General features: G+C 16.4%; 26 protein-coding genes and 1 pseudogene. 18 read left to right on the top strand and 9 right to left on the bottom strand.

The annotated features are described in order from the left end of the window. Positions 1-15: 15 nt before the first annotated feature. The 11 genes from rpmI to tsaB all read left to right on the top strand — a co-directional run bounded on the left by rpmI (position 16) and on the right by tsaB (position 10,081). Positions 16-213 (top strand): 50S ribosomal protein L35, encoded by a 198-nt coding sequence (gene rpmI, locus C3B56_RS01600; protein WP_126071675.1) that lies wholly within the window; start codon positions 16-18, stop codon positions 211-213. Between the two features lie 23 nt (positions 214-236). Then, positions 237-605 carry a 50S ribosomal protein L20 gene (rplT, locus tag C3B56_RS01595; protein WP_126071674.1) on the top strand — a complete coding sequence of 123 codons (369 nt, stop codon included), beginning with the start codon at positions 237-239 and terminating at the stop codon, positions 603-605. A gap of 48 nt (positions 606-653) precedes the next feature. Further along, the gene (gene pheS / locus C3B56_RS01590; RefSeq protein WP_126071673.1) at positions 654-1,640 is read left to right on the top strand and encodes a phenylalanine--tRNA ligase subunit alpha; all 987 of its coding nucleotides are present in this window, start codon (positions 654-656) and stop codon (positions 1,638-1,640) included. 13 nt (positions 1,641-1,653) lie between these two features. Beyond that, positions 1,654-1,968 (top strand): hypothetical protein, encoded by a 315-nt coding sequence (locus tag C3B56_RS01585; RefSeq protein ID WP_126071672.1) that lies wholly within the window; start codon positions 1,654-1,656, stop codon positions 1,966-1,968. Continuing rightward, entirely contained in the window at positions 1,934-4,021 is a 2,088-nt protein-coding gene (pheT, locus tag C3B56_RS01580) for a phenylalanine--tRNA ligase subunit beta (protein WP_126071671.1), read from the top strand. Before C3B56_RS01585 ends, pheT begins: the two co-directional genes overlap by 35 nt. Positions 4,022-4,078: 57 nt before the next feature. After that, positions 4,079-4,423 carry a HesB/IscA family protein gene (locus tag C3B56_RS01575; RefSeq protein ID WP_126071670.1) on the top strand — a complete coding sequence of 115 codons (345 nt, stop codon included), beginning with the start codon at positions 4,079-4,081 and terminating at the stop codon, positions 4,421-4,423. 28 nt (positions 4,424-4,451) lie between these two features. Continuing rightward, positions 4,452-6,212: an aspartate--tRNA ligase gene (aspS, locus tag C3B56_RS01570; RefSeq protein WP_126071669.1), complete on the top strand. Its 1,761-nt coding sequence runs from the start codon at positions 4,452-4,454 to the stop codon at positions 6,210-6,212. 117 nt (positions 6,213-6,329) lie between these two features. Then, a complete protein-coding gene (gene zwf, locus C3B56_RS01565) occupies positions 6,330-7,745 on the top strand; it encodes a glucose-6-phosphate dehydrogenase (RefSeq protein ID WP_126071668.1) in 1,416 nt (471 codons plus the stop codon). Positions 7,746-8,009: 264 nt separating this feature from the next. After that, positions 8,010-8,219, top strand: a complete 210-nt coding sequence (gene cspE, locus C3B56_RS01560) for a transcription antiterminator/RNA stability regulator CspE (protein ID WP_126071667.1) — start codon at positions 8,010-8,012, stop codon at positions 8,217-8,219. A gap of 231 nt (positions 8,220-8,450) precedes the next feature. Further along, a complete protein-coding gene (locus C3B56_RS01555; protein WP_126071666.1) occupies positions 8,451-9,224 on the top strand; it encodes a TerC family protein in 774 nt (257 codons plus the stop codon). Positions 9,225-9,415: 191 nt separating this feature from the next. Then, positions 9,416-10,081, top strand: a complete 666-nt coding sequence (gene tsaB, locus C3B56_RS01550; protein ID WP_126071665.1) for a tRNA (adenosine(37)-N6)-threonylcarbamoyltransferase complex dimerization subunit type 1 TsaB — start codon at positions 9,416-9,418, stop codon at positions 10,079-10,081. An 18-nt stretch (positions 10,082-10,099) separates the two neighbouring features. Here tsaB and argS read toward each other — a convergent pair whose 3' ends face one another. Together argS and C3B56_RS01540 are read right to left on the bottom strand one after the other, a co-directional pair. After that, positions 10,100-11,830 carry an arginine--tRNA ligase gene (gene argS, locus C3B56_RS01545; protein ID WP_126071664.1) on the bottom strand — a complete coding sequence of 577 codons (1,731 nt, stop codon included), beginning with the start codon at positions 11,828-11,830 and terminating at the stop codon, positions 10,100-10,102. A gap of 28 nt (positions 11,831-11,858) precedes the next feature. Then, complete coding sequence (locus C3B56_RS01540; RefSeq protein WP_126071663.1) at positions 11,859-12,389, bottom strand: shikimate kinase; 531 nt, start codon at positions 12,387-12,389, stop codon at positions 11,859-11,861. 107 nt (positions 12,390-12,496) lie between these two features. Between C3B56_RS01540 and C3B56_RS01535 the strand changes: the two genes are divergently transcribed. Continuing rightward, positions 12,497-13,132 carry a DUF2076 domain-containing protein gene (locus C3B56_RS01535; protein ID WP_126071662.1) on the top strand — a complete coding sequence of 212 codons (636 nt, stop codon included), beginning with the start codon at positions 12,497-12,499 and terminating at the stop codon, positions 13,130-13,132. Between the two features lie 44 nt (positions 13,133-13,176). Here the strand turns inward: C3B56_RS01535 and C3B56_RS01530 are convergent, their stop codons facing one another. After that, entirely contained in the window at positions 13,177-13,782 is a 606-nt protein-coding gene (locus C3B56_RS01530) for a peroxiredoxin C (protein WP_126071661.1), read from the bottom strand. Positions 13,783-13,867: 85 nt separating this feature from the next. Between C3B56_RS01530 and brnQ the strand changes: the two genes are divergently transcribed. Genes brnQ through tgt form a run of 3 tightly spaced genes read left to right on the top strand, consistent with a single transcriptional unit; the run spans position 13,868 to position 17,397 of the window. Then, positions 13,868-15,187 carry a branched-chain amino acid transport system II carrier protein gene (gene brnQ / locus C3B56_RS01525; protein ID WP_126071660.1) on the top strand — a complete coding sequence of 440 codons (1,320 nt, stop codon included), beginning with the start codon at positions 13,868-13,870 and terminating at the stop codon, positions 15,185-15,187. Continuing rightward, positions 15,187-16,263, top strand: a complete 1,077-nt coding sequence (queA, locus tag C3B56_RS01520; protein WP_232817389.1) for a tRNA preQ1(34) S-adenosylmethionine ribosyltransferase-isomerase QueA — start codon at positions 15,187-15,189, stop codon at positions 16,261-16,263. The genes brnQ and queA overlap by 1 nt, the downstream gene beginning before the upstream one ends. A 21-nt stretch (positions 16,264-16,284) precedes the next feature. Then, on the top strand, positions 16,285-17,397 hold the full coding sequence (tgt, locus tag C3B56_RS01515) for a tRNA guanosine(34) transglycosylase Tgt (RefSeq protein ID WP_126071659.1): 1,113 nt from the start codon (positions 16,285-16,287) through the stop codon (positions 17,395-17,397). Between the two features lie 6 nt (positions 17,398-17,403). On the opposite strand, the gene C3B56_RS01510 is transcribed toward tgt, so the two are convergent. The 6 genes from C3B56_RS01510 to cyoA form a co-directional block, all read right to left on the bottom strand. Beyond that, positions 17,404-18,732 (bottom strand): MFS transporter, encoded by a 1,329-nt coding sequence (locus C3B56_RS01510; RefSeq protein WP_126071658.1) that lies wholly within the window; start codon positions 18,730-18,732, stop codon positions 17,404-17,406. Between the two features lie 35 nt (positions 18,733-18,767). Continuing rightward, positions 18,768-19,634, bottom strand: a complete 867-nt coding sequence (gene cyoE / locus C3B56_RS01505) for a heme o synthase (protein ID WP_126071657.1) — start codon at positions 19,632-19,634, stop codon at positions 18,768-18,770. A gap of 9 nt (positions 19,635-19,643) precedes the next feature. Then, the gene (locus C3B56_RS01500) at positions 19,644-19,934 is read right to left on the bottom strand and encodes a cytochrome C oxidase subunit IV family protein (RefSeq protein ID WP_126071656.1); all 291 of its coding nucleotides are present in this window, start codon (positions 19,932-19,934) and stop codon (positions 19,644-19,646) included. Between the two features lie 28 nt (positions 19,935-19,962). Continuing rightward, positions 19,963-20,475 (bottom strand): cytochrome c oxidase subunit 3, encoded by a 513-nt coding sequence (locus tag C3B56_RS01495; protein ID WP_126071655.1) that lies wholly within the window; start codon positions 20,473-20,475, stop codon positions 19,963-19,965. Between the two features lie 73 nt (positions 20,476-20,548). Next, positions 20,549-22,534 carry a cytochrome o ubiquinol oxidase subunit I gene (gene cyoB / locus C3B56_RS01490; RefSeq protein ID WP_126071654.1) on the bottom strand — a complete coding sequence of 662 codons (1,986 nt, stop codon included), beginning with the start codon at positions 22,532-22,534 and terminating at the stop codon, positions 20,549-20,551. Positions 22,535-22,584: 50 nt separating this feature from the next. Beyond that, positions 22,585-23,448, bottom strand: a complete 864-nt coding sequence (gene cyoA, locus C3B56_RS01485) for a ubiquinol oxidase subunit II (protein ID WP_126071653.1) — start codon at positions 23,446-23,448, stop codon at positions 22,585-22,587. Between the two features lie 165 nt (positions 23,449-23,613). Between cyoA and clpP the strand changes: the two genes are divergently transcribed. From clpP to C3B56_RS01470, 3 genes and pseudogenes are all read left to right on the top strand, one after another. Then, a complete protein-coding gene (clpP, locus tag C3B56_RS01480; RefSeq protein WP_126071652.1) occupies positions 23,614-24,201 on the top strand; it encodes an ATP-dependent Clp endopeptidase proteolytic subunit ClpP in 588 nt (195 codons plus the stop codon). 41 nt (positions 24,202-24,242) lie between these two features. Beyond that, positions 24,243-25,301, top strand: a pseudogene (gene clpX, locus C3B56_RS01475) (ATP-dependent Clp protease ATP-binding subunit ClpX); the annotation flags it as partial. A 107-nt stretch (positions 25,302-25,408) separates the two neighbouring features. Beyond that, positions 25,409-25,624, top strand: coding sequence for an RnfABCDGE type electron transport complex subunit B (locus C3B56_RS01470; RefSeq protein ID WP_126071650.1), 216 nt, complete (start codon positions 25,409-25,411; stop codon positions 25,622-25,624). The last annotated feature ends 1 nt before the right edge of the window (position 25,625 follow it).

Raw genomic sequence — 25,625 nt, 5'->3', positions numbered from 1 at the left:
ATATTAGGAATAAATATGCCAAAAATAAAAACTATAAAAAGTGTTTTTAAAAGATTTAAAAAAACATCATCTGGAAAAATTAAATATAAACATGCTAATTTAAGACATATTTTAACTAAAAAAAATAAAAAACGTAAAAGAAAATTAAGATTTAAAGAAATGTTATCAAAAAATGATATACATAAAATATCTTTATGCATACCTTATTTTTAAAAAAAATAGGATTATAATAAATTATGGTTAGAATTAAAAGAGGGGTTACAGCACATAAACGTCATAAAAAAATTTTAAAAAAAACTAAAGGTTATTATGGAGCTAGATCCAGAAGTTATAGAATAGCTTTTCAATCTTATATAAAATCTGGACAATATGAATATAGAGATAGAAAACAAAAAAAACGTCAATTACGAAGATTATGGATTACACGTATTAATGCAGCAGTTAGAACAAAAGGTATTTCTTATAATAAATTTATTTATGCTTTAAATAAATCTAAAATTAATATAAATCGTAAAATTTTATCTAATATTGCTTTAATTGATATTAATGGTTTTAATAAATTAGTAAAATATGCAAAAAAATATATTAAAAATAATAAATTTTAATATTTTTATATTAAATTAAATTTAATAAAATAAAAAACTAAATAATATATGGAATTAAATTTTATAAAATTATTAAAAAAAGCTAAACATTCTATAAACAAATCTAATAATTTACAATCATTAGAAAAAAATAGAATTAAATATTTAGGTAAAAATAGTTATTTATCTAATAAAATTATTCATTTAAATAAAATTTCAAAAAAAGAAAAATCAATATTAGGTTATAATATTAATATTGTAAAAAATAAAATAAAAAATTTAATTTTAGAAAATAAAAAAAAAATAGAAAAAAAAAAATTATATAAAAAATTATTATTAGAAAAAATTGATATATCTCTTCCTGGAAGAAAATTTAAAATTGGTAATATACACCCAATTAATAAAACTATATCTCGTATTGAATTATTTTTCAAAAATTTAGGATTCGAAGTTAAAACTGGGCCTGAAATAGAAAATACTTTTTATAATTTTGATTGTTTAAATATACCTAAATATCATCCTGCAAGAAAATTTTCTGATACTTTTTGGTTTAATAAAAATACTTTATTAAGAACTCAAACTTCAAGTGTACAAATACGTGTTTTAGAAAATAATAAACCTCCAATTAAATGTATATCTTATGGAAAAGTATATAGAAAAGATTATGATAGTACACATACCCCTATGTTTCATCAAATGGAAGGATTTGTAATTGATAAAAAAATAAGTTTTTCTAATTTAAAATATATATTATATAATTTTATAAAATTTTTTTTTAATGATAAAAATTTAAAAATACGTTTTAGGCCATCATATTTTCCTTTTACTGAACCATCTGCAGAAATAGATATAAAACAAAAAAATGGTAATTGGTTAGAAATATTAGGTTGTGGGATGATACATCCAAATATTTTAAAATATTGTAAAATAAATTATAACATTTATTCAGGTTTTGCGTTTGGTTTAGGTATAGAAAGAATAACTATGTTATATTATAATATAGATGATATTAGATTGTTTTTTGAAAATGATTTAAACTTTTTAACTCAATTTTAATATAATTATATTTATGATAATAAATACAAATTGGTTAAATGAATTTTTTAAAAAAAAAATACCCATAAAATTATTATGTAAAAAATTATTAATTTTAGGTATAGAAATAAAAAAAATTATTAAAATAAAAAAAATATTTTCTAAAATAATTGTAGGTAAAATAATAAAATGTAATATTAATAAAAAAAATATATATTTATTATCTGTAGATATAGGATGTAAAAAAAATATAAAAATTAGTTGTAATGCTAATAATTGTTATTTAGGGCTTAAAATAGCTATTTTAAAATCAAATATTAAAAATTTTAAAAAAAAAAAAAAATATTAATTATTTTAATAAAATATGTTCTTTTTCAGATATAGGTTTAAAAAAAATAGATAATAAAATAATAGAATTAGATAATAGTATTCCAACAGGTATTAATATGAATAAATTTTTTAATTTTGATAATTATGTTATTCATATTAATACTAATTTTAATCGTTTTGATCATTTATCAATAATAGGTATAGCCAATGATTTATCTATTTTAGATAATTTATCTATTAGAAAAAAAAAAAAATATATTATATTAAATGAAATTAAAGATGATATTTCTATAAAAATTTTTAAAAAAAAATACTGCCCTATTATTATAAGTGTTATAATTAAAAATATTAATATTAAATGTATTACTCCAAAATGGATTCAAAAAAAAATTTATTCTTATGGTATATCATCAGAAAATATAATTAATAATATTATTAATTATTTAATTATAGAATTAGGACTACCATTATATTCTTTTGATTTAGATTGTATTGATAGTTTTATAAATATTAAAATGTCTAAAAAAAATGATTTATTTAATATTTATAAAAATAAAAAAATTAAATTAAAAAAAAATACTTTAATTATAAAAGACAAAAGTAAAATTTTATCTTTAGCTGGAATATGTATTAACCCAAAAGTTAAAATTAGTAATAAATCTAAAAATATTTTACTATTATGTTCTATTTTTAATTCAAAATATATTATTGGAAAGAAAGAAATTTATAAAATTAAAAATAATTTATGGAATATTTATTCTTCAAAAAATGTTGATTTTAGTATGATAGAAAATTTTTTTATGAAGGCAATTTATTTTATAAAAAAAAATTGTAAAGGAAAAATAGGTTTAATTAAAAAAGAAATAAATAAAAAATTAATGTTAAATAATAAAATTAAAATTAAAATAAAAAAAATAAATAAAATTATTGGAATAAATATATCTAAAAAAAAAATAATTAAAATATTAAAAAAAATAGGTTGTGATATTATATTTAATATAAAATATTGGTATATAATTATTCCCAATAATAGAAAAGATATATTAATAAAAGAAAATATAGTTAGAGAAATTATTAAATTTTATGGATATAATAATATTCCTATTATTCCTATAAAAAATAATCTATTAATAAAAAAAAATAAAAATAATATTAAAAAAATAAATTTTGTTAAAAATTTTTTATTAAATAAAGGTTATTATGAAACTATAAATTATAGTTTTACAGATCCTAAATTACAATCTATGTTATTTCCTAAAATAATACCTTTAAAAATAAATAATTATATATCTAAAGATATGTCTGTAATGAGAACAACTATGTTAAATGGTTTAATTTCAACATTATTACATAATCAAAATCGTCAAAAAAAATCAATTAAATTATTTGAATATGGAACATGTTTTATACCTAAAAAAAAAAATTTATTATTAGTAAATCAAATTAATATAATATCAGGTTTATTGAATGGAAATAACTTTAATAAAAATTGGATTATAAAATCTAGGTGTATGGATTTTTATGATATAAAAGGAGATGTTGAATCTATATTAGATATATTAAATTTTAATTATAATATAAAATTTTTATTTAATAATAAATACAAATGTTTATTACATCCTGGACAAAGTTCTATAATACATCAAAATAATAAAATTATAGGTTTTTTAGGAGTATTACATCCTAAATTACAAAAAAAATTAAATATAATAAATAAAACTATGATTTTTGAATTATTTTATGATAAAATTTTATTAAAAAATAATATTAAATATAAAAAATTTTCTAAATTTCCATTAAATAATAGAAATATTAATATTATAATAAATAAAGATATTTTATCTGAAGATGTTATTTTATTTTGTAAAAATATTACAAAAAAAATAATTAATGTAGAATTAATTGATGTTTATAATGATAATATTGAAAAAAATAAAAAAAGTATTACATTAAATTTAGTTTTACAATCAAAAAAAAAAACTTTAGAAGACAATCAAATAAATAAAATTATACAAAAATGTTTAATATTATTAAAAAATAAATTTAACGCTTATTTAAAAAATAAAATTTAATATTTATTTTATAAATTTATATAAATAAAATATTAAATTTTAATTAAATAAAAATAAATGAAAATAAAAAATAATTTAAATGTTATAATTATTACTAAAAAAGCCAGATCTCAAATACAAAATTTATTATATAATAAATTTATAGGAATTAAATTAAATATTAAAAATTCTGGATGTATGGGTTTAAAATATGAACTAAAATTTGTAAAAAAAAAATGTAAAAATTATGTTTTATTTAATATTAAAAAAATAAATATATTTGTAAAAAAAAAAATAATACCTTTAATATATGGTATTAAAATAGATTTTATAAAAGAAGGTTTAAATAAAAAATTTAATTTTATAAATCCTCAAGCAAAAAATGTATGTGGTTGTGGTTCTAGTTTTAATAATATAACATAATAAATATTATATAAAATTGGTATAATTTATGAGAACTAATTATTGTAATAACATTAAAAATAAAAAAATAGGTTTAAAAATAAAGTTATGTGGTTGGGTAAATAATTATCGTAATTTAGGAAATATTATTTTTATTAATTTAAGAGATTGTGAAGGAATTGTACAAATATTATTTAATAATAATAATAAAAATTTATTTAATAAAGCAAATACTTTAAGAAACGAATTTTGTATAAAAATAACAGGAATTATACATCATCGTAAAAAAAAAAATATAAATTATAAAATAATTAACGGTAATATTGAAATATATGCGATAAAATTAAAAATTTTTAATAAATCTAAAATATTACCAATTAATATAAATTCTTATAACAATGAAAAATATAGATTAAAATATAGATATTTAGATTTAAGAAGTATATATATGTTAGAAAAAATTAAAATGAGATCTAAATTAATTTTTTTTATTCATAAATTTATGAATTCATATGGTTTTTTAAATATTGATACACCAATTTTAAATAAAGAAACTCCAGAAGGAGCTCGTGATTATATAGTTCCAAGTAGAATAAATAAAGGTAAATTTTATGCTTTACCTCAATCTCCTCAATTATTTAAACAATTACTTATGATTTCAGGTTTTGATAAATATTATCAAATTGCTAAATGTTTTAGAGATGAAGATTTAAGATTTGACAGACAACCTGAATTTACACAAATAGATATTGAATCTTCATTTAGTTATTCTTTCCAAATAAGAAATTTGATAGAAAATATGATAAATAAAATATTTTTGTTTTTAAATAAAATTAAAATAAAGAAATTTAAAGTGTTAAAATTTAATGAATCTATAAAATTATATGGATGTGATAAACCTGATTTAAGAAATCCTTTGAAATTAATAGATATTCATAATTTATTAAATTTTGATGAAATTTTAAAAATTTTTCCTAAAATTAATAAAAATATAAAAATTAGAGCAACATCAATATTAATAAATAATTATAAAATTTTAAAAAATAAAATTAATTTTTATTCTAAAAAATTATTAAAATATGGTTTAAAAAAAATTTTTTGGATAAAATTAAAAAAAAATAATAAAATTATAAAAATAACACATAATTTAAATAAATATTTATCTTTTAAAAAAATTAAAAAAATTTTAAAATTTTTAAAAGCAAAAAAAAATAATTTGATATTTTTTTGTATAGATGAAGAAAATATAGTTAATAAATCTTTTAGTTATTTACGTAATAAATTAGGTAAAGATTTAAAAATAATTGATAAAAAAATTATAAAACCTTTATGGGTAATAAATTTTCCAATGTTTAAAATAAATGAGAAAAAAAAATTAGTTCCTACACATCATCCTTTTGCTAAACCTATTAATAATAAAATAAATATTGAAAATTTAAAAAATAATCCAGAAAATGTAATTTCTGATTCTTATGATATTATAATAAATGGTCATGAAATAGGAGGAGGTTCATCAAGAATTAATAATATTAAAATACAAAAAAAAATATTTAATTTAATAGGTATAAAAGAAAAAGAAATGAAAGATAAATTTGGTTTTTTTTTAGAAGCTATGAAATATGGCACTCCACCTCATGCTGGAATTGCTTTAGGATTAGATCGTTTAGTTATGTTATTAACTAATACTAAAAATATTCGTGATGTTATTCCTTTTCCTAAAACACAAAACTATAATTGTTTATTAAGTAAATCTCCTTGTAATGTTAATAACTCTTTATTAAAAGAATTAGGAATATCTATAATAAAATAAATTTAATATTAAATAAAATTTATTATTTTATTATTATACTATTAAATAAAATAAAATAATAATATTTTATTTTTATTATAAAAATATAAGTAATTTATACATTAATTTGGAAATTAAATGAAAATTTTTAAAAATAAATTTTATGATTTTTTAATTTTTGGAGCTAATGGAGATTTAACTAAAAGAAAATTATTACCTGCTTTATATAATTTAGAAAAAAATAATTGTTTAAATAATAATGAAAATATTATATGTATTGGTAGAATAAATTTAAGTAATAAAAAATATATTAATAATATGTATAAATCTTTAATAAATTTTGTTGATTATAAAATTGATATTAAAATATGGAAAAAATTAAGTAAAAAATTATTATTTATAAATGTAAATATAAATAATATTAAAGAATTTATAAAAATTAAAAAATTAATTAATAATTATGATAAAATTATTATTAGTTATTTTGCTGTTCCTTCAAATATATTTGAAAATATATGTAAAGGTCTATCATATATTAATTTAAATCATAAAAATGTACGTATAATAGTTGAAAAACCAATTGGAAATTCATTAAATACTTTTAAAATTATAAATAATAAAATAAACAAATTTTTTAAAGAAAAACAAATATTTTATATAGATCATTATTTAGGTAAAGAAATGGTATTAAATTTATTTATTTTAAGATTTTCTAATATATTATTTTTAAATATTTGGAATAATAATTTTATTGAAAGTATTCATATAAATGTATATGAAAAAATAGGTATTGAAGGAAGATGGAATTATTTTGATAAAATTGGACAAACTAGAGATATGGTACAAAATCATTTATTGCAATTATTAACTATTATAGCAATGAAACCACCTAATATTTTTAATAGTAAAAATATTAAAAAAGAAAAAATAAAAATATTAAAATCTTTAAGAAAAATTAATATATATAGTATTAAAAAAAACACTATAAAAGGCCAATATATAAATGGTATAATAGAAAATAAAAAAGTACCAGGATATTTAGAAGAATTAGATTCTAATGTTAATAGTAAAACTGAAACTTTTGTATCAATACGTGCATATATAGATAACTTTCAATGGATGGGTGTACCATTTTATTTAAATACTGGAAAAAGATTAATTAATAAAAAATCTGAAATTATTATTTATTTTAAAAAACCAGCTGTTAATTTATTTAAAAAATATATAAATTATTTACCAAATAATAAATTAATAATAAATTTACAACCAAAAGAAAGTATAAATATAAATATAATTAATAAAATACCAAATTTAAATCATAAATTAATATTAAAAGAAATAAATTTAAAATTTGATTATAAAAAAATATTTAATTACAAATATATTTATGATTCATATGAATGTCTTTTATTAGAAGTAATTAATAATCGTAAATATTTATTTGTTGACAAAAAAGAAATTGAATTGTCATGGTTATGGATAGATAATATTATTAATTTTTGGAAAATAAATAATCAAAAATTATATAAATATCATTCTGGTTTATCATTATAAAATAATTAAATATTTTAATGTCATATTTTATCAATTAAAAAACATAAAACAGTGTTTTTTTGTATTTTTATAAAATGTTGATTTTAAAATTTAATTATGTAATAATAATATTTGAATTATCTTTTTATTATAAATATTAAATAATATTTTAATTAAATAATTAGTAATTTATTTAATAATAAATACAGAAATGTATTTTTAAAAATTAATACAATTTAAAAATTTTTTATTTTTAAATAATAACGAAACAAGGAAATATATAAAATGACAAAGATTAAAGGTCAAGTAAAGTGGTTCAATGAATCTAAAGGTTTTGGTTTTATTACTCCATCTGATGGCAGCAAAGACGTTTTTGTACATTTTTCTGCTATTCAAGGTAATGGTTTTAAAACATTGTCTGAAGGCCAAAATGTTGAATTTGAAATTCAAGATGGTCAAAAGGGTCCAGCAGCTATAAATGTTGTCTCTTTATAAAATAGAGTAATGGATAAACATCTTTAGTTTATGTTTTGGGATTATAAAGTCTAGACCCGAAAATACTCATAATGTATGTAATATTAATGATTGTATATGTCGGAGTCTTGACTATTTTATTATTTACATTTTTTTTAAAAAAAAAAATAATATTTAATATTATTATAAATAAATATTATCATAATTATTTATTAACTTATATTGAATAATTTTATAAAAATTATTTAATAAATGGAGTTTTTAATATTGGAAGCATATAATTTATTTATAGGTTTATTTACTCTTATAATTTTAGAAGTAGTTTTAAGTGTTGATAATTTAATATTAGTATCTATTATTATTAAAAAACTTCCTAATGAACAGCGTGAAAAAGCAAGTAAAATTGGTATATCATTAGCTTTTATAGCTAAAATACTATTATTATGTCTGATTAATTGGATATCTAAATTTAAAAAAAAAATATTAAATATATTTAATTTAAGTTTTTCTATAAAGGATTTAATTTTATTTATAGGAGGAATTTTTTTAATAATTAAAACTTCTATAGAAATATATGAATTTATTAACAAAAAAAAAAATGATAATAATAAAAAAAAATTTAATAAATTATTTTTTTTAAAAGCAGTGTTTCAAATTGTTGCAATAGATTCTTTATTTTCTATTGATGCAATTATCGCTGCAATTGGAATTATGAATAATATTTGGTTAATATCACTATCTATTTTTATAGTAATGTTTTTAATATTTTTTATTTCTAGAAATTTAATCAAATTTTTAGAAAATAATCCTACAATCACTGTTTTATTCTTAAGTTTTTTACTATTAACTGGTTTTTTTATAATGTTAGATGGACTAAATATTTACGTTTCTAAAACTTATTTATATAGTGCTGTTGGTTTTGCTTCTTTAGTTGAATTTTTTAACTTTATAATGCGTCAAAATATTATAAAAGAAAAAAAAATAAAAAAAATAAAAAAAAAAAATATTATTAATAAAAAAAAATAAATATAAAATAATAATAAAAAAATAAAAAAAATAATAAAAATTTAAAAATATTTTAATTAAAAAAATTTAAAATTAAAAAAAAATTAAAATTATACTAATATATAAGTATTATTTTATATATTAGTATATAATAAAAATTATTATTAAATATAAAATATTAAACTTTTTTATAATTAATTTGAAAAATATTTATGATAATTTTAATTATTAATATTAGTCATAATATATGTTCTGTTGCTTTAGTTAAAAATAAAAATATTTATTATTTAGAAAAAACATGTTATAAAAATGGAAATAAATATATATTATTTATGATTAAAAAAATTTTAAATTATAACAATATAACAATAAAAAACATAAATGCTATATCTTTTTTAAATGGACCTGGTCATTTTACTAATGTAAGGGTTAATATTAGTGTTGCTCAAGGTCTTAGTTTTGGTATGAATATACCATTAATTAGTATATCTATTTTAGATGTAATAGCATATAAAATATATAAAATGTTTTTTTTAAAAAAAATATTATCTGTTATTAATAGTGATTTAAATGAAATATATATAGGAAAATATCAAAAAATTAAAGGATTATGGATAATAAATAAAAAAAAAATAACTTTTAATAATAAAATTTTTAATAATAAAATTACTTCAAAATATAATTTATGGTTTATAGTTGGTTTAAAAGGATATACAAATATTAAATTTAAAAAAAATATATCTAATATTCATTTATTTAATGAAATTAATATAAAAGACATAATAAATTTAACTATAAAATATTATAATAAAAATAATTTATTTTATAATAAAAATATATATCCTTTATATTTAAAAAATAATTTTATAAATTATTAAAATATATTATAAAATATATTACATTAATGTAACAGTTTCAATACCTAACATATTTAATCCAATTTTTAAAGTTTTAGCTATTAACAAAGATATTTGTAAACGATTAATTTGTTTTATATTTGAATTAGTATATAATATTGAATATTTACTATAAAAAAAAGAAAATAATACTGTTAAATCATATAAATAATTACATATAATATTAGGCATTCCTAATTTAGAAGCTTTAATAATATTTTCTTCAAATTGTAAAATTTTAATTGCAATATTTAATTCATCTATATTTTTTAATATTACTTTTTTAGAAGAAAAATAATTATAATTATAATTAGTACGTTTAAAAATTGAGGAAATTCTTGTATAAGCATATTGAATATAAAATGAAGTATTTCCTTCAAAAGAAAAAATATTATTCCAATTAAAAATATAATTATTAATTCTATTTTTAGATAAATCTGAATATTTAATAGCACCAACTCCTAATATAGAAGACAAAAAATTTATTTTTTTTTTTTTTATATTTATTTTTTTATTTAATATTATATTTTTAGATTTTTCTATAGATTTTTTAATTAAATGTTTCAATTTAATATTTTTACCTTCTCTTGTTTTAAATGGTTTTCCTTTATTATCTAATATCATTCCAAAATAATGATGTTCTAATTTTATTTTATTTTTAATATATTTTGCTTTATATACAATTTTAAATATTTGTTTTAAATATTGTTTTTGACGGTTATCTATATAATAAATTATTTTTTGGGCATTTAATGTTTCATATCTATATTTGATACAAGCTATATCAATAGTACTATATAAAAAAATACCATTTTTTTTTTTAATAACTATCCCCATAGTATTTCCATTTCTATTAATAAATTCTTTTAATTTAATTACCAAATTTCCTTTTATAAATTTAGCTATTTTTTTTTTTTTTAAATCTAAAACAATTTGTGATAAATATTTATGATAAAAACTTTCACCTACAATATCTTTTTTATTTAAACTTACATTTAATTTTTTATATATTTTTTGATTGTAATTGATAGTAATATTAATTATTTTTTTCCAAATATTTTTATATTTTTTCTTTTTTTTATATAATTGTAATAAACAATAATTTAAATATTTAGACAATTTTTTATTTTTTTTATATATTAAATTTGATTTTTTATAAAAATATTCTAAATTTTTTAAATCAATTTTTTTAAATTTATCATTATTTTTAAAATAATATGATAATAATAAACCAAATTGATAACCCCAATCACCTATATGATTAACTTTTATTACATTAAATCCTAAAAATTTTAATATTTTAAAAGTTGCATCTCCTATAATAGTAGACCTTAAATGTCCAACATGCATTTCTTTAGCAATATTAGGAGAAGAATAATCTATAATTATATTTGAAGTTTTTTTTTTTTTTATTCCAATTCTTGATAAAGAAAATAGTGATAATATTTTTTTTGATAACCATTTTTTATTAAAATATATATTTATAAAACCAGGTTTATAAATTTCTATTTTATTAGATATTTTATACATATTAATTTTATTTGCTATTTTTATAGATAAATAAAAAGAATATATATTTAATAGTTTTGCACAATTTAATATACCATTAATTTGATATTTAATTAATAATTTATCTTTTGAAGAAATTATTATAGGTTTATAAAATTTAGGTATGTTTAAAATGGACATTATTTGTTTTACTTTTAAAGAAATTTTTTTCTTTATGTTCAATTTATTACCTATAAAAATATATTTTTTATTATTTTATTAAATTATGTAATATATAAGAACATATATTTTTTAAAATTTTTATAATTGATAAATTTGATGAAATTTTATAATTTGATATTTTATCATATTTATTTTTTCTTTTTTTTAAAATTTCTATTATTTCTTCTTTAAAAGGTTTTTTAGTTAATTTAGGTCTTTGTTTTAAATTTTTATCATTTTTTAATCTTTTAAGAATTAATTTTGAATTTGCGTATAAATATATTATTTTACCATTATTATTCATATAATAATTATTTTTATTTAATAAAATAATACCACCACCAGTCGATACAATAATATTTTTTATATTATTAATAATTTTTAATACAAAATTTTCATAATAACGAAATTTTTTCCAATTATTATTTTTAATTATTTCTGATATATTTTTACGATATAATTTTATAATGCATTCATCTATATCTAAATAAAAATAATTAATTTTATTAGATAATTTTTTACAAATTGTACTTTTACCTGTTCCTTTCATACCTATTAAATATAATATTATTGGATTCATTAAATACTCTTTATAGAATATAAATTTATTTTTAAAATTATAATATTAAATATTTAATATTTTATATTATTTTATAATATTAATAATTAAAATAAGGATTTTAAAATATGAAATTAGAAGAAAAAAAAATGATTGAAAAATTATTTTATAAATTTAAGGAAATTGAAAATAAAAAAAATAAAAAAGATAAATATGCTGAAAATTTAATTAATAAATGTTTTATAAAACAACCTTATTCTATATATTATATGATTCAAACTATATTAATACAAGAAACAGCTATTAAATTATTAAATAAAAAAATTGAAGAATTAAAAATTAAATTTAAAGAAAAAAATATTGAAAAAAAAAGTTTTTTATCTAAATTATTTAATTATAACAATAAAAATAAAAAAAAAAATAATAATTATGAAAAACATTTAAATAATAATAATAATAATAATAATAATAATGACCAATCTAATAATACATTTTTAAAAAATGCTTTACAAACTGCTGTAGGTGTTACAGGAGGAGTTTTTGTTGGAAATTTATTAACTAATTTATTTAATAAAAATAATAATAATAATAATAATCAATCAGAAGAAATAACTAATATTATAGATGAAAATGAATCAAATAATAATATAAAATATGAAGAAAAAAATTTTGATGAAAATAATAATTTTATATCAGAAAAAGAAATACCGGAATATTATAATGATGAAAATGATGAAAACTATAATGATTTTTTTGAAGATTAATATTAAAAAATTTAAAAAGGAGAAAATTTTCTCCTTTTTTAAAATTAATTTAAGTCTTTATAAGAATTAGATAAATAATCTTTAATACCTTTATTATTAGGTATTATCCCTTTTTTACCTTTATACCATTGTGCTGGACAAACTTCACCATATTTTTCATAAAAATGTAAAGCATCAACCATTCTTAACATTTCATCAATATTACGACCTAATGGTAAATCATTTATAACTTGATGTCTTATAATTCCTTCTTTATCTATTAAAAAAGAACCTCTTAATGATATTCCTAATTTAGGATGTTCTATACCATAAGATTTTTGTATTTTTCTTTTAATATCAGACACCATAATATATTTTATTTGACCTATTCCACCTTGTTTAATAGGAGTGTTTCTCCAAGCATTATGTACAAAAATTGAATCTATTGATATTCCTACAATAATAGTTTTTTTATTTTTAAAATCTTGATATCTGTTATTAAAAGCAATTAATTCTGAAGGACATACAAAAGTAAAATCCATAGGCCAAAAAAATAATACTACAGTTTTATTTTTAGTAAATTCTCTAAAATTAAAATTACTTGTCATTTTTCCGTTACCTAATATAGCAGAAGAAATAAAATTTGGTGCTGATTGAGATACTAAAATCATATTAATAAATTCCTTTATATATTATATTAAATTAATATATAATATAATTTAATAGTTTAAAATAATAATTTTAAGGTTATATAAAATGAAAAATAATTTATTATATAAAGATATTATTGCAATAAGTTTTATGAATTTTGCTTTATTTGTAGGAGCTGGAAATATAATATTTCCTCCTATGGTAGGTTTACAATCTGGTAAACTTGTATGGTATGCGGCTATAGGTTTTTTAATTACAGCAACTATACTTCCAACTATATCAATTATTGCATTAGCACAAAAAGGAGGTAGTATTAATAAATTAATATCTCCCATTGGTAAATTTATGGGAATAATATTAATAACAATATGTTATTTATCTGTAGGACCTTTTTTTGCTATTCCTAGAACAGCTACGGTATCATTTGAAATAAATATTTTACCTTTTACAGGAAATTCAAATATTTATTTATTTATTTATAGTATAATTTATTTTTTAATTATCAATATAATATCTTTATATCCTGGAAAATTATTAAATACAATAGGATATTTTTTAGCTCCTTTAAAAACTATTGCGTTATTAATATTAAGTTTATCAATAATTTTTTATCAATCAGGAAAAATTACAAATACAATAAATATTTGTAAAAATTCTGCTTTTTCTAATGGAATTATTAATGGTTATTTAACTATGGATACATTAGGATCATTAATGTTTGGAAATATTATAATAAATGCTTTAAAATCTAAAGGTATAAAAAAAATTAAAAAATTAGTTTATTATACTATTATAACTAGTTTTATTTCAGGATTATGTATAATTTTTGTTTACTTAAATTTATTTAAACTTGGTTCTACTAGTAATTTAATAATTAATCAAAAAACTAATGGAATAGAAATTTTAAGTATTTATGTAAATAATACATTTGGAATTTTTGGAAATTTTTTTTTAAGTTTTTTAATTTTTATAACTTGTATTGTAACTTCTATAGGTTTAACTTGTTCTTGTGCAGAATTTTTTTATAAATATTTACCTATATCTTATAATAAAATAGTTTATATTATAATTATAATTTCTATTTTAATTACTAATATAGGACTTGATAAATTAATAAAATTTTTTATTCCTATATTAACAATAATTTGTCCACCATGTATGGTGTTAATTATAATGAGCTTTTTATCAAATTTATTTTATAAAACTAATATTATATTTATTACAGTAATAACAAGTTTATTTTTTAGTTTTATAGATGTAATACAAAAAAATAATTTAATAAAAATAATTTCATTAAATTTACCTTTAAATAAACAAGAATTATCTTGGGTAACACCAACTATTTTTATATTTTTTATTTCAATATTATATTATTATTTTAATGTAATAAAAAAAATTTTTTTTAATATTAAAATTTTTTTTTAATGGAAAATTTAAAAATGCATTTGAAAAATTTTTATTTTAAATTATCTAAAAATATGATTTCTCAACATCCAATAATCAATAAAAATAAAAAAAAATTAATGATTTTAGATAGTATAAAAAAAAAAGTATATCATGGTAAATTTAATAATATTATTAATATTTTAAACAAAGGGGATTTATTAATATTAAATAATACCAGAGTTATACCTGCAAGAATTTTTGCTAAAAAAATAAGTGGTGGAAAAATAGAAATATTAATAGAAAAAATATTAAACAATAATATGGTTTTAGGAAAAATAAAATCTAATAAAAAAATTAAAATTAATACTTTTTTAATTATAAATTATGAAAATAATATTTATGCTACTATAAAATCAAAATATAATATTTTTTATAAAATTAAATTTATATCTTCTATTACAGTATGGAACATAATAAAAATTTATGGTAAAATACCTTTACCACCATATATAAAAAAAAAAATTGATAAAAAAAATAAAAATGAATATCAAACAATATATAGTAGTAAATATGGTTCTATTGCATCACCTACAGCTGGTTTACATTTTGATAAAATTTTATTTAAAAATTTAATTAAAAAAGGAATAAAAATAATATTTATTACTTTACATATAGGATCGGGAACATTTCAATCTATAAAATCATTAAATATTAAAAATCATAAAATTCATAAAGAACAATGTATAGTAACAAAAAATGTAATAAAGAAAATTATTAAATGTAAATTAAAAGGTAATAGAATAGTTGCAGTAGGTACCAGTACTTTACGTGCTTTAGAAAGTACAGTTTTTAAATCAAAATATATTATTTCATTAAAAAAAGAAACTAATATTTTTATATATCCTGGTTATAAATATAAAATAGTAGATGCACTAATTACTAATTTTCATTTACCTTGTTCAACATTAATTATATTAGTATCTTCTTTTGCTGGTTATTATAATATAATGTCTTCTTATAGAATAGCAATTAAAAATAAATATAAATTTTTTAGTTATGGAGATTCCATGTTTATTATACATAATCCAAAAGCTTTTTTAGATAAAATTAATTAAAAAATATTTTAGAGGTAATAATTGAAATTTAAAATATATAAAAAGTATAAAAATGCTCGTTGTGGTTATATATTTTTAAAAAATGGTATAATTAAAACACCAGCTTTTATGCCGGTAGGTACTTATGGAATTATTAAAACATTATCTACTAATGAATTAAAAGAAATAGGAAGTGATATTATTTTAAATAATTCTTTACATATGTATTTAAATTGTGATATTAATATTATTAAAAAGAGTGGTGATTTACATAATTTTATGAAATGGAAAAAACCTATTATTACTGATTCCGGAGGTTTTCAAATTTTTAGTTTAAAAAAAAAAATTAATATTGATAATAAAAAAATTACTTTTTATCATCCAACAAAAGGTAATATAGTAAATATAGATCCAAAAAAATCAATTTATATACAACATATTTTAGGTTCTGATATTTCAATGGTTTTTGATGAATGTATTAAATATACTACTAATTATAATAAAGTATATAATTCAATGCAAAAATCAATTTATTGGTCTTTAATTAGTAAAGAATATTTTGAAAATATTAATAAAAAAAAATATTTATTTGGAATTTTACAAGGAGGAATTTTTAAAAATTTAAGAGATATTTCTATCAAAGAAAATCTAAAAATAAATTTTGATGGTTATGCTATAGGCGGCTTAGCAGTAGGTGAACCTAAAAAAGATATGTTTAAAATTATAAAACATACTTGTTTACAAATTCCTGAAAATAAACCAAGATACTTAATGGGAGTTGGAAACCCTACTGATATTATAAATAGTGTATATTTAGGAATAGATCTTTTTGATTGTGTTATACCTACTAGAAACGCTCGTAATGGTTATTTGTTTACTAATAATGGTATAATAAGAATTAGAAATATTAAATATAAAAATAATATTTATCCTATTGATATAAATTGTTTTTGTTATACTTGTAAAAACTACAGTTGTTCATATTTACATTATTTAGACAAACGTAAAGAAACATTAGGGTTACGTTTAAATACTATACACAATTTATATTTTTATGAAAAATTAATGTCAAATATAAGATATTATATTTATAAAAATAAATTTGAATATTTTGTTAAAAATTTTTATAGAAAATTCAATAATTTCAAAAATTAATTTTTTTTATTTTAAAACTATATCTTTAATATTTTCTTTTTTTATTAATTTATTATCTATTTTTAAGTATAATTTTTTTTTATTATATGAAATAACAGCTTCTAAAATACCTTTATTTTTATATAATTTATTTAAAGATAAATTATAATTATTATTATCTAATAAAATAAATATATTACTTTTATTAAAAGGTTCTTCTATAGTTATTATTAATAAAAACCAAATTATAACTAATATAAATGTTAGCATAAATAAATAATTAATATTAAATTTTTCTTCTATATATTTTTTAATTATACAACCAGAAACAGATCCTAATAATTGAAAAACATTATATAAACCCATAGATACACCTTTTGTTAATAATGATGATTCTCTACTAATCATAGATGGTAACATTGATTCCAATACAGTAAATATTGTAAAAAAAATTTGTAAATCTAATATTAATATCCAAAAATAATTATCTAATTTCCATAAAATTAAATATATTATAAAAATTAAAATTATAATATTTCTTAATGTTTTTTTTATTTTATTAGAATTTTCTAAAATCATAATTATTGGAATAGTCAAAAATAAAGATATAAAGAATTCTATTAAATACATTTGCCAATGTTGTTCAAGATTAAAACCAACATCAAATAATTTTTTTGGCATAATTAAAAATGTAATATTTAATAATATATGTAAAAATAAAACGCTAAAATTAATTTTTAATAATTGTAAATTATTAATAACATTCATAAATTGTTTTCTAAAATTAAATTTTTGACATATAGGATGTTCTTCAGGAACTAAAAATGATAAAATAATTATACCAATTAAAGATAAAATTGCCATTAAAAAAAATAAAATTTTTAAACCATATACACATGCAATAATTGGACCTATTATTAAAGATATTAAAAATGTAAAAATTAAAAAAATATTTAATATTGCCATAGATTTAGATATATTTTCTTCTCTAATTAAATCTGACATTAATAATACAATATTAAGATGTACAATTCCAGATCCTTGTAAAATTCTACCTAAAACAACAAAATATACATTATCTACATAAGCGGCTATTAAACTTCCTAAAGAAAAAACTAATAAACCTAATTTTATAATTGGTTTTCTTCCTATCATATCAGATAATAAACCATATGGTAATTGAAATAAAATTTGCATTAATCCATATATAGATATCGCAATTGGAATTAAATTACTTTTAATATGATAATATGGTAAATAAATATTCATAATTGGTAATAACATTAAAATACCAGACATACGTAAAATAAATATTATTATTAAACTAATAATAGCTTTATGTTCAATTTTATTCATATTTGTATCCTATAATTAAAATTATTTATAAAATTTTAATATTTAAAATTATAATTTAAAAAACTTGTTATATTAAATGTTATTATTATTAATATAGATAAAATAAAAATTAAACGTGATAATAATTTATTATTTAATGTTATTAAACTTAAAATTGAAATTATAATCCATAAAATATCTAACAAAATAGAAATTAATATACATTTAAAATTATTAAAATAATTAGTTATTAAAAAAAAATGTATTATAGAAAATAATATTATATAAAAAATAATATTATATTTTGTTTTTTTAATTCCTTTTATAATAACAAATATAGGTATTTTAATTTTTTCATAATCTTTTAAATAAATTATAGAAATTGAATAAAAATGAGGTATTTGCCATAAAAAAAAAACTATAAATAATAATAATGATTTTAAATCTAATTTATTATTAATAGAACAATAACCTATAATTGGAGTTATTGCTCCTGAAATACTTCCAAATAATGTACTATATATAGAATATCTTTTTAATATTAAACTATAAAAAATAACATATACCAAAAAACCTATTATAGAAATAAATAAAACTAAATTATTTATTTTATAATATAATAAAATAAAACCTATTAAATTTATAATTATAGAAATAAAAAAAACAATTTTAATATATTTTTTTTTTTTTACTAATAATCTATTATTTGTTCTTTTCATTTTACAATCAATATTAATATCAATAATATTATTCAAAATATTACAAGAAGAAATTATAAAAATTACTGAAATTATGGTTATTATTAGTATTTTAAAATTGTTTTTTTTTGGATCAGTGAAAAAAAAACCTGTAATTAAAGATAAAATATTTCCTAATATAATTCCGGGTTTAATAATTTTTAAAAAAATTTTTATATTATTCATATTTTAATATTACATTCTATGATGTAAACTTAACATTATATAATTTGTCCCTATTACAATAATAGTCATTATTATAATAACAAATATTAATGAAATTAAGTTCCAATTATTTTTAATTTTTAATTTTAAATTTAAAAAATAAAAAAAATGTATAAATGTTTGTAATAATAAACAAAAATATATAAATATTATTTTATAAAATTTATTTATATATAATAAATGTAAAATAATTAATGGAAAAATTGTTAATAATGTAGAAAAAATTAAACCAATTATATTTTTTTTAAATTTATGATTCATTTTATTTCTCTATAAAATTATTAATTATTTATAATGAATTTTGAATATATATAATTGTAAATATAAATACCCAAATAATATCAAGAAAATGCCAAAATAAACCTAATCTGATAATTTTATTATAATTTATTTTATTAATTCCATTTAATATTACATGCGTAATTAAATTTAATATAAATGTTAAACCAATAAATATATGTACTCCATGTATTGATAATATAGTAAAAATAATAGACATAAAACCATTTTTTTGAGGACCTAATCCTTTATTAATTAAAATACAAAGTTCATATAATTCTAAATTTAAAAATACTGATCCTAATAAAAAAGTAATAAATAAAAAAAAAATAGTAAAAAATATATATTTTTTTTTAATACAAATATTAATTATACAATAACTAAAAGAACTTAATAATAAAACAATAGTTTCAATAAAAACTAAATATATATTAAAAATATTGTTTATAAAATTAATTGTAACATTATTTAATATTACTGAATAAGTAACAAATAAAATTGAAAATATTATACAATCACTCATTAAATAAACCCATAAACCTAAAATTTTATTTTTATCTATTTTTTTTTTTTTTTTTTAAATTTTATAAATTTATTTAACATAAATAAAATCTCATTTTCATATTTTTAATTTCTTCTTTTTTTATATAATAAGATTCAACGTAATAACCTTTATTATAAAAAAAACTATCAATAATAATAATTAATAATAATATAAATAAAGATATTGAACATAACCACCAAATATACCATATAATAGAAAAACTAAATATAAATCCAAAACATGATAAAATAATTCCTAAATTATTATTATTATACATATGTATTCTTTTATAAAAAAAACGTTTAATTTTTTTTATATTATCTGTAATTTTAGATCTCCAAAAATCATCTTTTTCATATATAATTGGTATTATTGCAAAATTATAACATGGTGGAGGAGAAGATACAGACCATTCTAAAGTTCTTCCATTCCATGGATCACCAGTTTTATCAACATAATTATTTTTTTTTTTTATTGAATTGTATAATTGTAATATTTGAAATATAATTCCTATAGTAATTATAAAAGTACCAAAAGCTGCTATTACTAAAGGTTTATGAAATTTATATTCTATATTTTGACTTAAACGTCTTGTCATCCCCATAAGCCCTAATATATAAAGTGGCATAAAAGCTGTAAAAAAACCTACAATCCAAAACCAAAAAGAAAAAATACCTAAATTATCATTTAATTTAAAACCTAAAGCTTTAGGAAACCAATAATTAAAACCTGCGAAACAACCAAATACTACTCCTCCTATAATAACAGTATGAAAATGAGCAACAAGAAATAAACTATTATGTAATAAAAAATCAATACTTGGATTTGCTAATAATACTCCTGCCATTCCACCAATAGAAAAAGTTATTAAAAAACCTATAGTCCATAACATAATAGAATTTATTTTAATTTTTCCTTTATACATAGTAAATAACCAATTAAAAATTTTTACACCAGTAGGAATAGCTATAATCATAGTCATAATACCAAAAAAAGAATTAACGTTAGAATCAGCTCCCATAGTAAAAAAATGATGTAGCCATACAATAAAAGATAAAATTGTAATAGATATAGTAGCCCATACTAATGAATTATATCCAAATAAATATTTTCTAGAAAATGTAGCAACTACTTCTGAAAATATACCAAATATAGGAAGTATTAAAATATAAACTTCAGGATGACCCCAAATCCATATTAAATTCACATACATCATTATATTACCACCCATATCATTAGTAAAAAAATGAAAATCTAAATATCTATCTAAAGTCAACATTAATAAAGTAATAGTTAATACTGGAAATGATGCAATTATTAAAATATTTGAACATAAAGAAGTCCATATAAAAACTGGCATCTTAAACATAATCATATTATATGTTCTCATATTTATTATTGTAACAAAAAAATTTATACCTGTTAAAATAGTACCTATTCCAGATAATTGTAAACTCCATATCCAATAATCAACACCTACACCATTATTATATAATATATTTGATAATGGTGGATAAGCTAACCAACCAGTTCTTGCAAATTCTCCTATTATTAAAGAACAATTTAACAACATTGCTCCTGAAAAAGTTAACCAAAAACTTAAATTATTTAAAATAGGAAAAGCAACATCTCTAGCTCCTATTTGTAATGGAATTATAAAATTCATAAAACCAACAATAAAAGGCATTGCAACGAAAAATATCATTATAACACCATGAGCAGTAAAAATCTGATCATAATGATGTGGAGGTAAAAGATTTATATGATTTTTTCCAGAAGATAATGCTTGTTGACTTCTCATCATAATTGCATCAATAAATCCTCTCATTAGCATTATTAATGCTAATATTATATACATAATACCTATTTTTTTATGATCTACTGAAGTAAACCAATTGTACCATAAATATTTCCATTTATCATTATATGATAAACTAAGAATAATAGTAAAACTAGCAATTATTATTAAAAAACCAACAACCATTATAATAGGTTCATTAAATGGAATTGCGTTTAACGTAAGTCTTCCAAATAGCATTTTTTTTTTAAATATTATTATTTAAATTAATTAATAATATTTTATTTTAATTAATAAATATTATTTTTATTATTTTTAAATTTGTCAATTAATCTATTAAATAATCCTGATTCACATTTATTAAAATATTCTATTTGATGATCAATACTAGGTATTGATTCTTGCATTAAATTTACTGCATCTAAATAATTTAATGAACGTCTAACTTTTTTTAACCATTTATTAAAATAGTTCATATTTTTACATGAAATAACTTTAAATTTCATATTAGAAAAACCAACACCACTATAATTAGAAGAAAATCCTGTATATATACCAGGTTTATTAGATATTAAATATAATTGAGTTTTCATACCAGCCATAGCATACATTTGACTTCCTAATTTTGGTATAAAAAAAGAATTCATAACTGAACTTGATGTAATTATAAAATGAATAGGAGTATTTATTGGAATAGCTAATTCATTAACAGAAGCTATATTTTGTTTTGGATATAAAAATATCCATTTCCAATCTAAAGATATTGCTTCGATATCCATAGTTTTTGTATTTGAAATAATAGGTTTATAAGGATCTAATTTATGAGTAGAATTCCATGTAATAATACTTAAAAAAAAAACAATTATTATTGGTACAGTCCAAGTTACTATTTCAATATTTTTTGAATTATCCCAATTTGGTTTATAATTTTTATGATTATAATTTTTTTCACTATATTTATATAAAAAAATTATTGACATTAATATAACTGGAACAACTATAATTAACATTATTAAAAAAGAAACAAAAATTAATTTTGATTGTTCAAAAGCTATTTGGCCTTTAGGGTTTAAAATATAATATTTAGTGCTAAAATTTACTAATAAAATTATTATTGGTAAAAATAAATAATTTTTTAATTTAGATATTTTCATATATCCTTATTAAGTTATATTTTTTTTATTTTAAATTATAATTTATATATTAATAATTTATTATATTATATAATTATGTAATATATATTTTTTATATAAAAAATTAAATAATTTTATTTATATTAATAAAATTATTTTTATTAAAAATAAATATAAGGAAATATTATGAATTTAGTACCTATAGTAATAGAAAAAAGTTCTAAAGGAGAAAATTCTTATGATATATATTCAAGGTTATTAAAAGATAGAATAATTTTTTTATCAGGAACAATAGAAGATAGTATTGCAAATACAATTGTGGCACAAATGTTATTTTTAGAATCTGTAGATTCTAAAAAAGATATATTTTTATATATAAATTCACCTGGTGGTGTTATAACTTCAGGTATGTGTATTTATGATACTATGAAATTTATAACACCTGATGTTAATACTATATGTATAGGTCAAGCTTGTTCTATGGGAGCTTTTATATTATCATCCGGAACTAAAAAAAAAAGATTTTGTTTACCAAGTTCTCGTATAATGATTCATCAACCATTAGGTGGTTATAATGGACAAGTTACTGATATTGAAATTCATGCAAAAGAAATTATTAAAACTAAAAATTATTTAAATAAATTAATATCAAAAAATACTGGTCAAAATATAAAAAAAATAGAAAAAGATATAGAAAGAGATTATTTTTTTTCAGCAAAAGAAGCTGTAAAATATGGAATAATAGATAAAATTTTAAAAAAAAGAATAGTTTAATATATAACAAATTTTATTATTTTAAAAAAAATGGATAAATTATGAAATATGTACCTAAACCTTATCAAATTAAAAGATATTTAGATAGATATATAATTGGTCAAAATTCAGCTAAAAAAATTTTATCTGTCGCTGTATATAATCATTATAAAAGATTATTTATTTATCAACAAAGTAAGATAGAATTAGAAAAAAGTAATATTTTAATGGTTGGACCTACAGGAAGTGGTAAAACTTTATTAGCTAAAACTTTATCTAAATTTCTTAATGTTCCATTTGTAATTGCTGATGCAACATCATTAACTGAAGCTGGTTATGTTGGTGAAGATGTAGAAAATATAATTCATAAATTATTACAATCATGTAATTATGATATAGAAAAAGCACAACATGGTATTATATATATAGATGAAATAGATAAAATTGCAAAAAAAACAGACAATGTTTCAATAACTCGTGATGTATCTGGAGAAGGAGTACAACAATCATTATTAAAATTAATAGAAGGAACTATATCTTCTATACCTCCTAAAGGTGGTAGAAAACATCCTCAACAAGAATTTTTATATATAAATACAAATGAAATGTTATTTATTTGTGGAGGAGCTTTTAATAATATAAAAAAAATTATAAAAAAAAGAATTAAAAGAAGAAATTATATAGGTTTTAATTCAAAAATTTATGACAGAAAATATTTAAATAAAAATTTATTAAATTATTTACAAACTTCTGATTTAATAAAATTTGGTTTAATTCCAGAATTTGTAGGTAGATTACCAATAATTATTAGTTTAAATAGTTTAAATATTATGGATTTTATTAGTATTTTAAATGAAACTAATCATTCTTTAATAGAACAATATAAAATTTTATTTAATATAGAAAATATTAAATTAAAATTTAAATCAGATGCTATTTATGAAATAGCTAAAAAAGCAAAAAAACTAAATGTTGGTTCTAGAGGTTTAAAATCAATATTAGAAAATTTTTTACTTAATATTATGTATAAAACTCCATCTAGAAATGATATTCATAAAATAATTATTGATAAATCTGTAGTTATTAATAAAGGTTTACCTAAAGTTATATTAAAAAAATAAATTTATTTTAAAATTAATATTAATTTATATTAAAAAATAAATTAATATTAATTTATTTTAAAATAAATTAATAATTTATTATATTATTTATAAATTATAAATTAAATATGAATAATAAAAAAAAAAAAAAATTACGTATATATGCATGGATTGATGAAAAAAATTGTATCGGATGTAATAAATGTTTAAAAAAATGCCCTAATAACGCTATTGTAGGTTCTCGAGGTTTTTTACATACTATTATAAATAAAAATTGTATTGGATGTACATTATGTATATCACAATGTCCAACTAAATGTATTGATATGTATACTAAAATATAAT

Origin of the sequence: Candidatus Annandia adelgestsuga (genome assembly GCF_003956045.1) — a bacterium.
Taxonomy (GTDB): domain Bacteria; phylum Pseudomonadota; class Gammaproteobacteria; order Enterobacterales; family Enterobacteriaceae_A; genus Annandia; species Annandia adelgestsuga.
The sequence above is the reverse complement of the archived record's forward strand: the minus strand, read 5'-3'. Positions and strand labels throughout refer to the sequence as shown.

Bases quoted from the DNA above. Each gene is read 5' to 3' on its own strand.
- C3B56_RS01535 (WP_126071662.1), top strand. From the start codon at position 12,497: ATGAAATTAGAAGAAAAAAAAATGATTGAAAAATTATTTTATAAATTT.
- C3B56_RS01555 (WP_126071666.1), top strand. From the start codon at position 8,451: ATGGAGTTTTTAATATTGGAAGCATATAATTTATTTATAGGTTTATTT.
- aspS (WP_126071669.1), top strand. From the start codon at position 4,452: ATGAGAACTAATTATTGTAATAACATTAAAAATAAAAAAATAGGTTTA.
- rplT (WP_126071674.1), top strand. From the start codon at position 237: ATGGTTAGAATTAAAAGAGGGGTTACAGCACATAAACGTCATAAAAAA.
- zwf (WP_126071668.1), top strand. From the start codon at position 6,330: ATGAAAATTTTTAAAAATAAATTTTATGATTTTTTAATTTTTGGAGCT.
- queA (WP_232817389.1), top strand. From the start codon at position 15,187: ATGGAAAATTTAAAAATGCATTTGAAAAATTTTTATTTTAAATTATCT.
- tsaB (WP_126071665.1), top strand. From the start codon at position 9,416: ATGATAATTTTAATTATTAATATTAGTCATAATATATGTTCTGTTGCT.
- C3B56_RS01575 (WP_126071670.1), top strand. From the start codon at position 4,079: ATGAAAATAAAAAATAATTTAAATGTTATAATTATTACTAAAAAAGCC.
- C3B56_RS01470 (WP_126071650.1), top strand. From the start codon at position 25,409: ATGAATAATAAAAAAAAAAAAAAATTACGTATATATGCATGGATTGAT.
- C3B56_RS01495 (WP_126071655.1), bottom strand. From the start codon at position 20,475: ATGAGTGATTGTATAATATTTTCAATTTTATTTGTTACTTATTCAGTA.
- brnQ (WP_126071660.1), top strand. From the start codon at position 13,868: ATGAAAAATAATTTATTATATAAAGATATTATTGCAATAAGTTTTATG.
- cyoB (WP_126071654.1), bottom strand. From the start codon at position 22,534: ATGCTATTTGGAAGACTTACGTTAAACGCAATTCCATTTAATGAACCT.
- cyoE (WP_126071657.1), bottom strand. From the start codon at position 19,634: ATGAATAATATAAAAATTTTTTTAAAAATTATTAAACCCGGAATTATA.
- pheS (WP_126071673.1), top strand. From the start codon at position 654: ATGGAATTAAATTTTATAAAATTATTAAAAAAAGCTAAACATTCTATA.
- C3B56_RS01540 (WP_126071663.1), bottom strand. From the start codon at position 12,389: ATGAATCCAATAATATTATATTTAATAGGTATGAAAGGAACAGGTAAA.
- cspE (WP_126071667.1), top strand. From the start codon at position 8,010: ATGACAAAGATTAAAGGTCAAGTAAAGTGGTTCAATGAATCTAAAGGT.
- rpmI (WP_126071675.1), top strand. From the start codon at position 16: ATGCCAAAAATAAAAACTATAAAAAGTGTTTTTAAAAGATTTAAAAAA.
- C3B56_RS01500 (WP_126071656.1), bottom strand. From the start codon at position 19,934: ATGAATCATAAATTTAAAAAAAATATAATTGGTTTAATTTTTTCTACA.
- C3B56_RS01510 (WP_126071658.1), bottom strand. From the start codon at position 18,732: ATGAATAAAATTGAACATAAAGCTATTATTAGTTTAATAATAATATTT.
- clpP (WP_126071652.1), top strand. From the start codon at position 23,614: ATGAATTTAGTACCTATAGTAATAGAAAAAAGTTCTAAAGGAGAAAAT.
- C3B56_RS01585 (WP_126071672.1), top strand. From the start codon at position 1,654: ATGATAATAAATACAAATTGGTTAAATGAATTTTTTAAAAAAAAAATA.
- cyoA (WP_126071653.1), bottom strand. From the start codon at position 23,448: ATGAAAATATCTAAATTAAAAAATTATTTATTTTTACCAATAATAATT.
- C3B56_RS01530 (WP_126071661.1), bottom strand. From the start codon at position 13,782: ATGATTTTAGTATCTCAATCAGCACCAAATTTTATTTCTTCTGCTATA.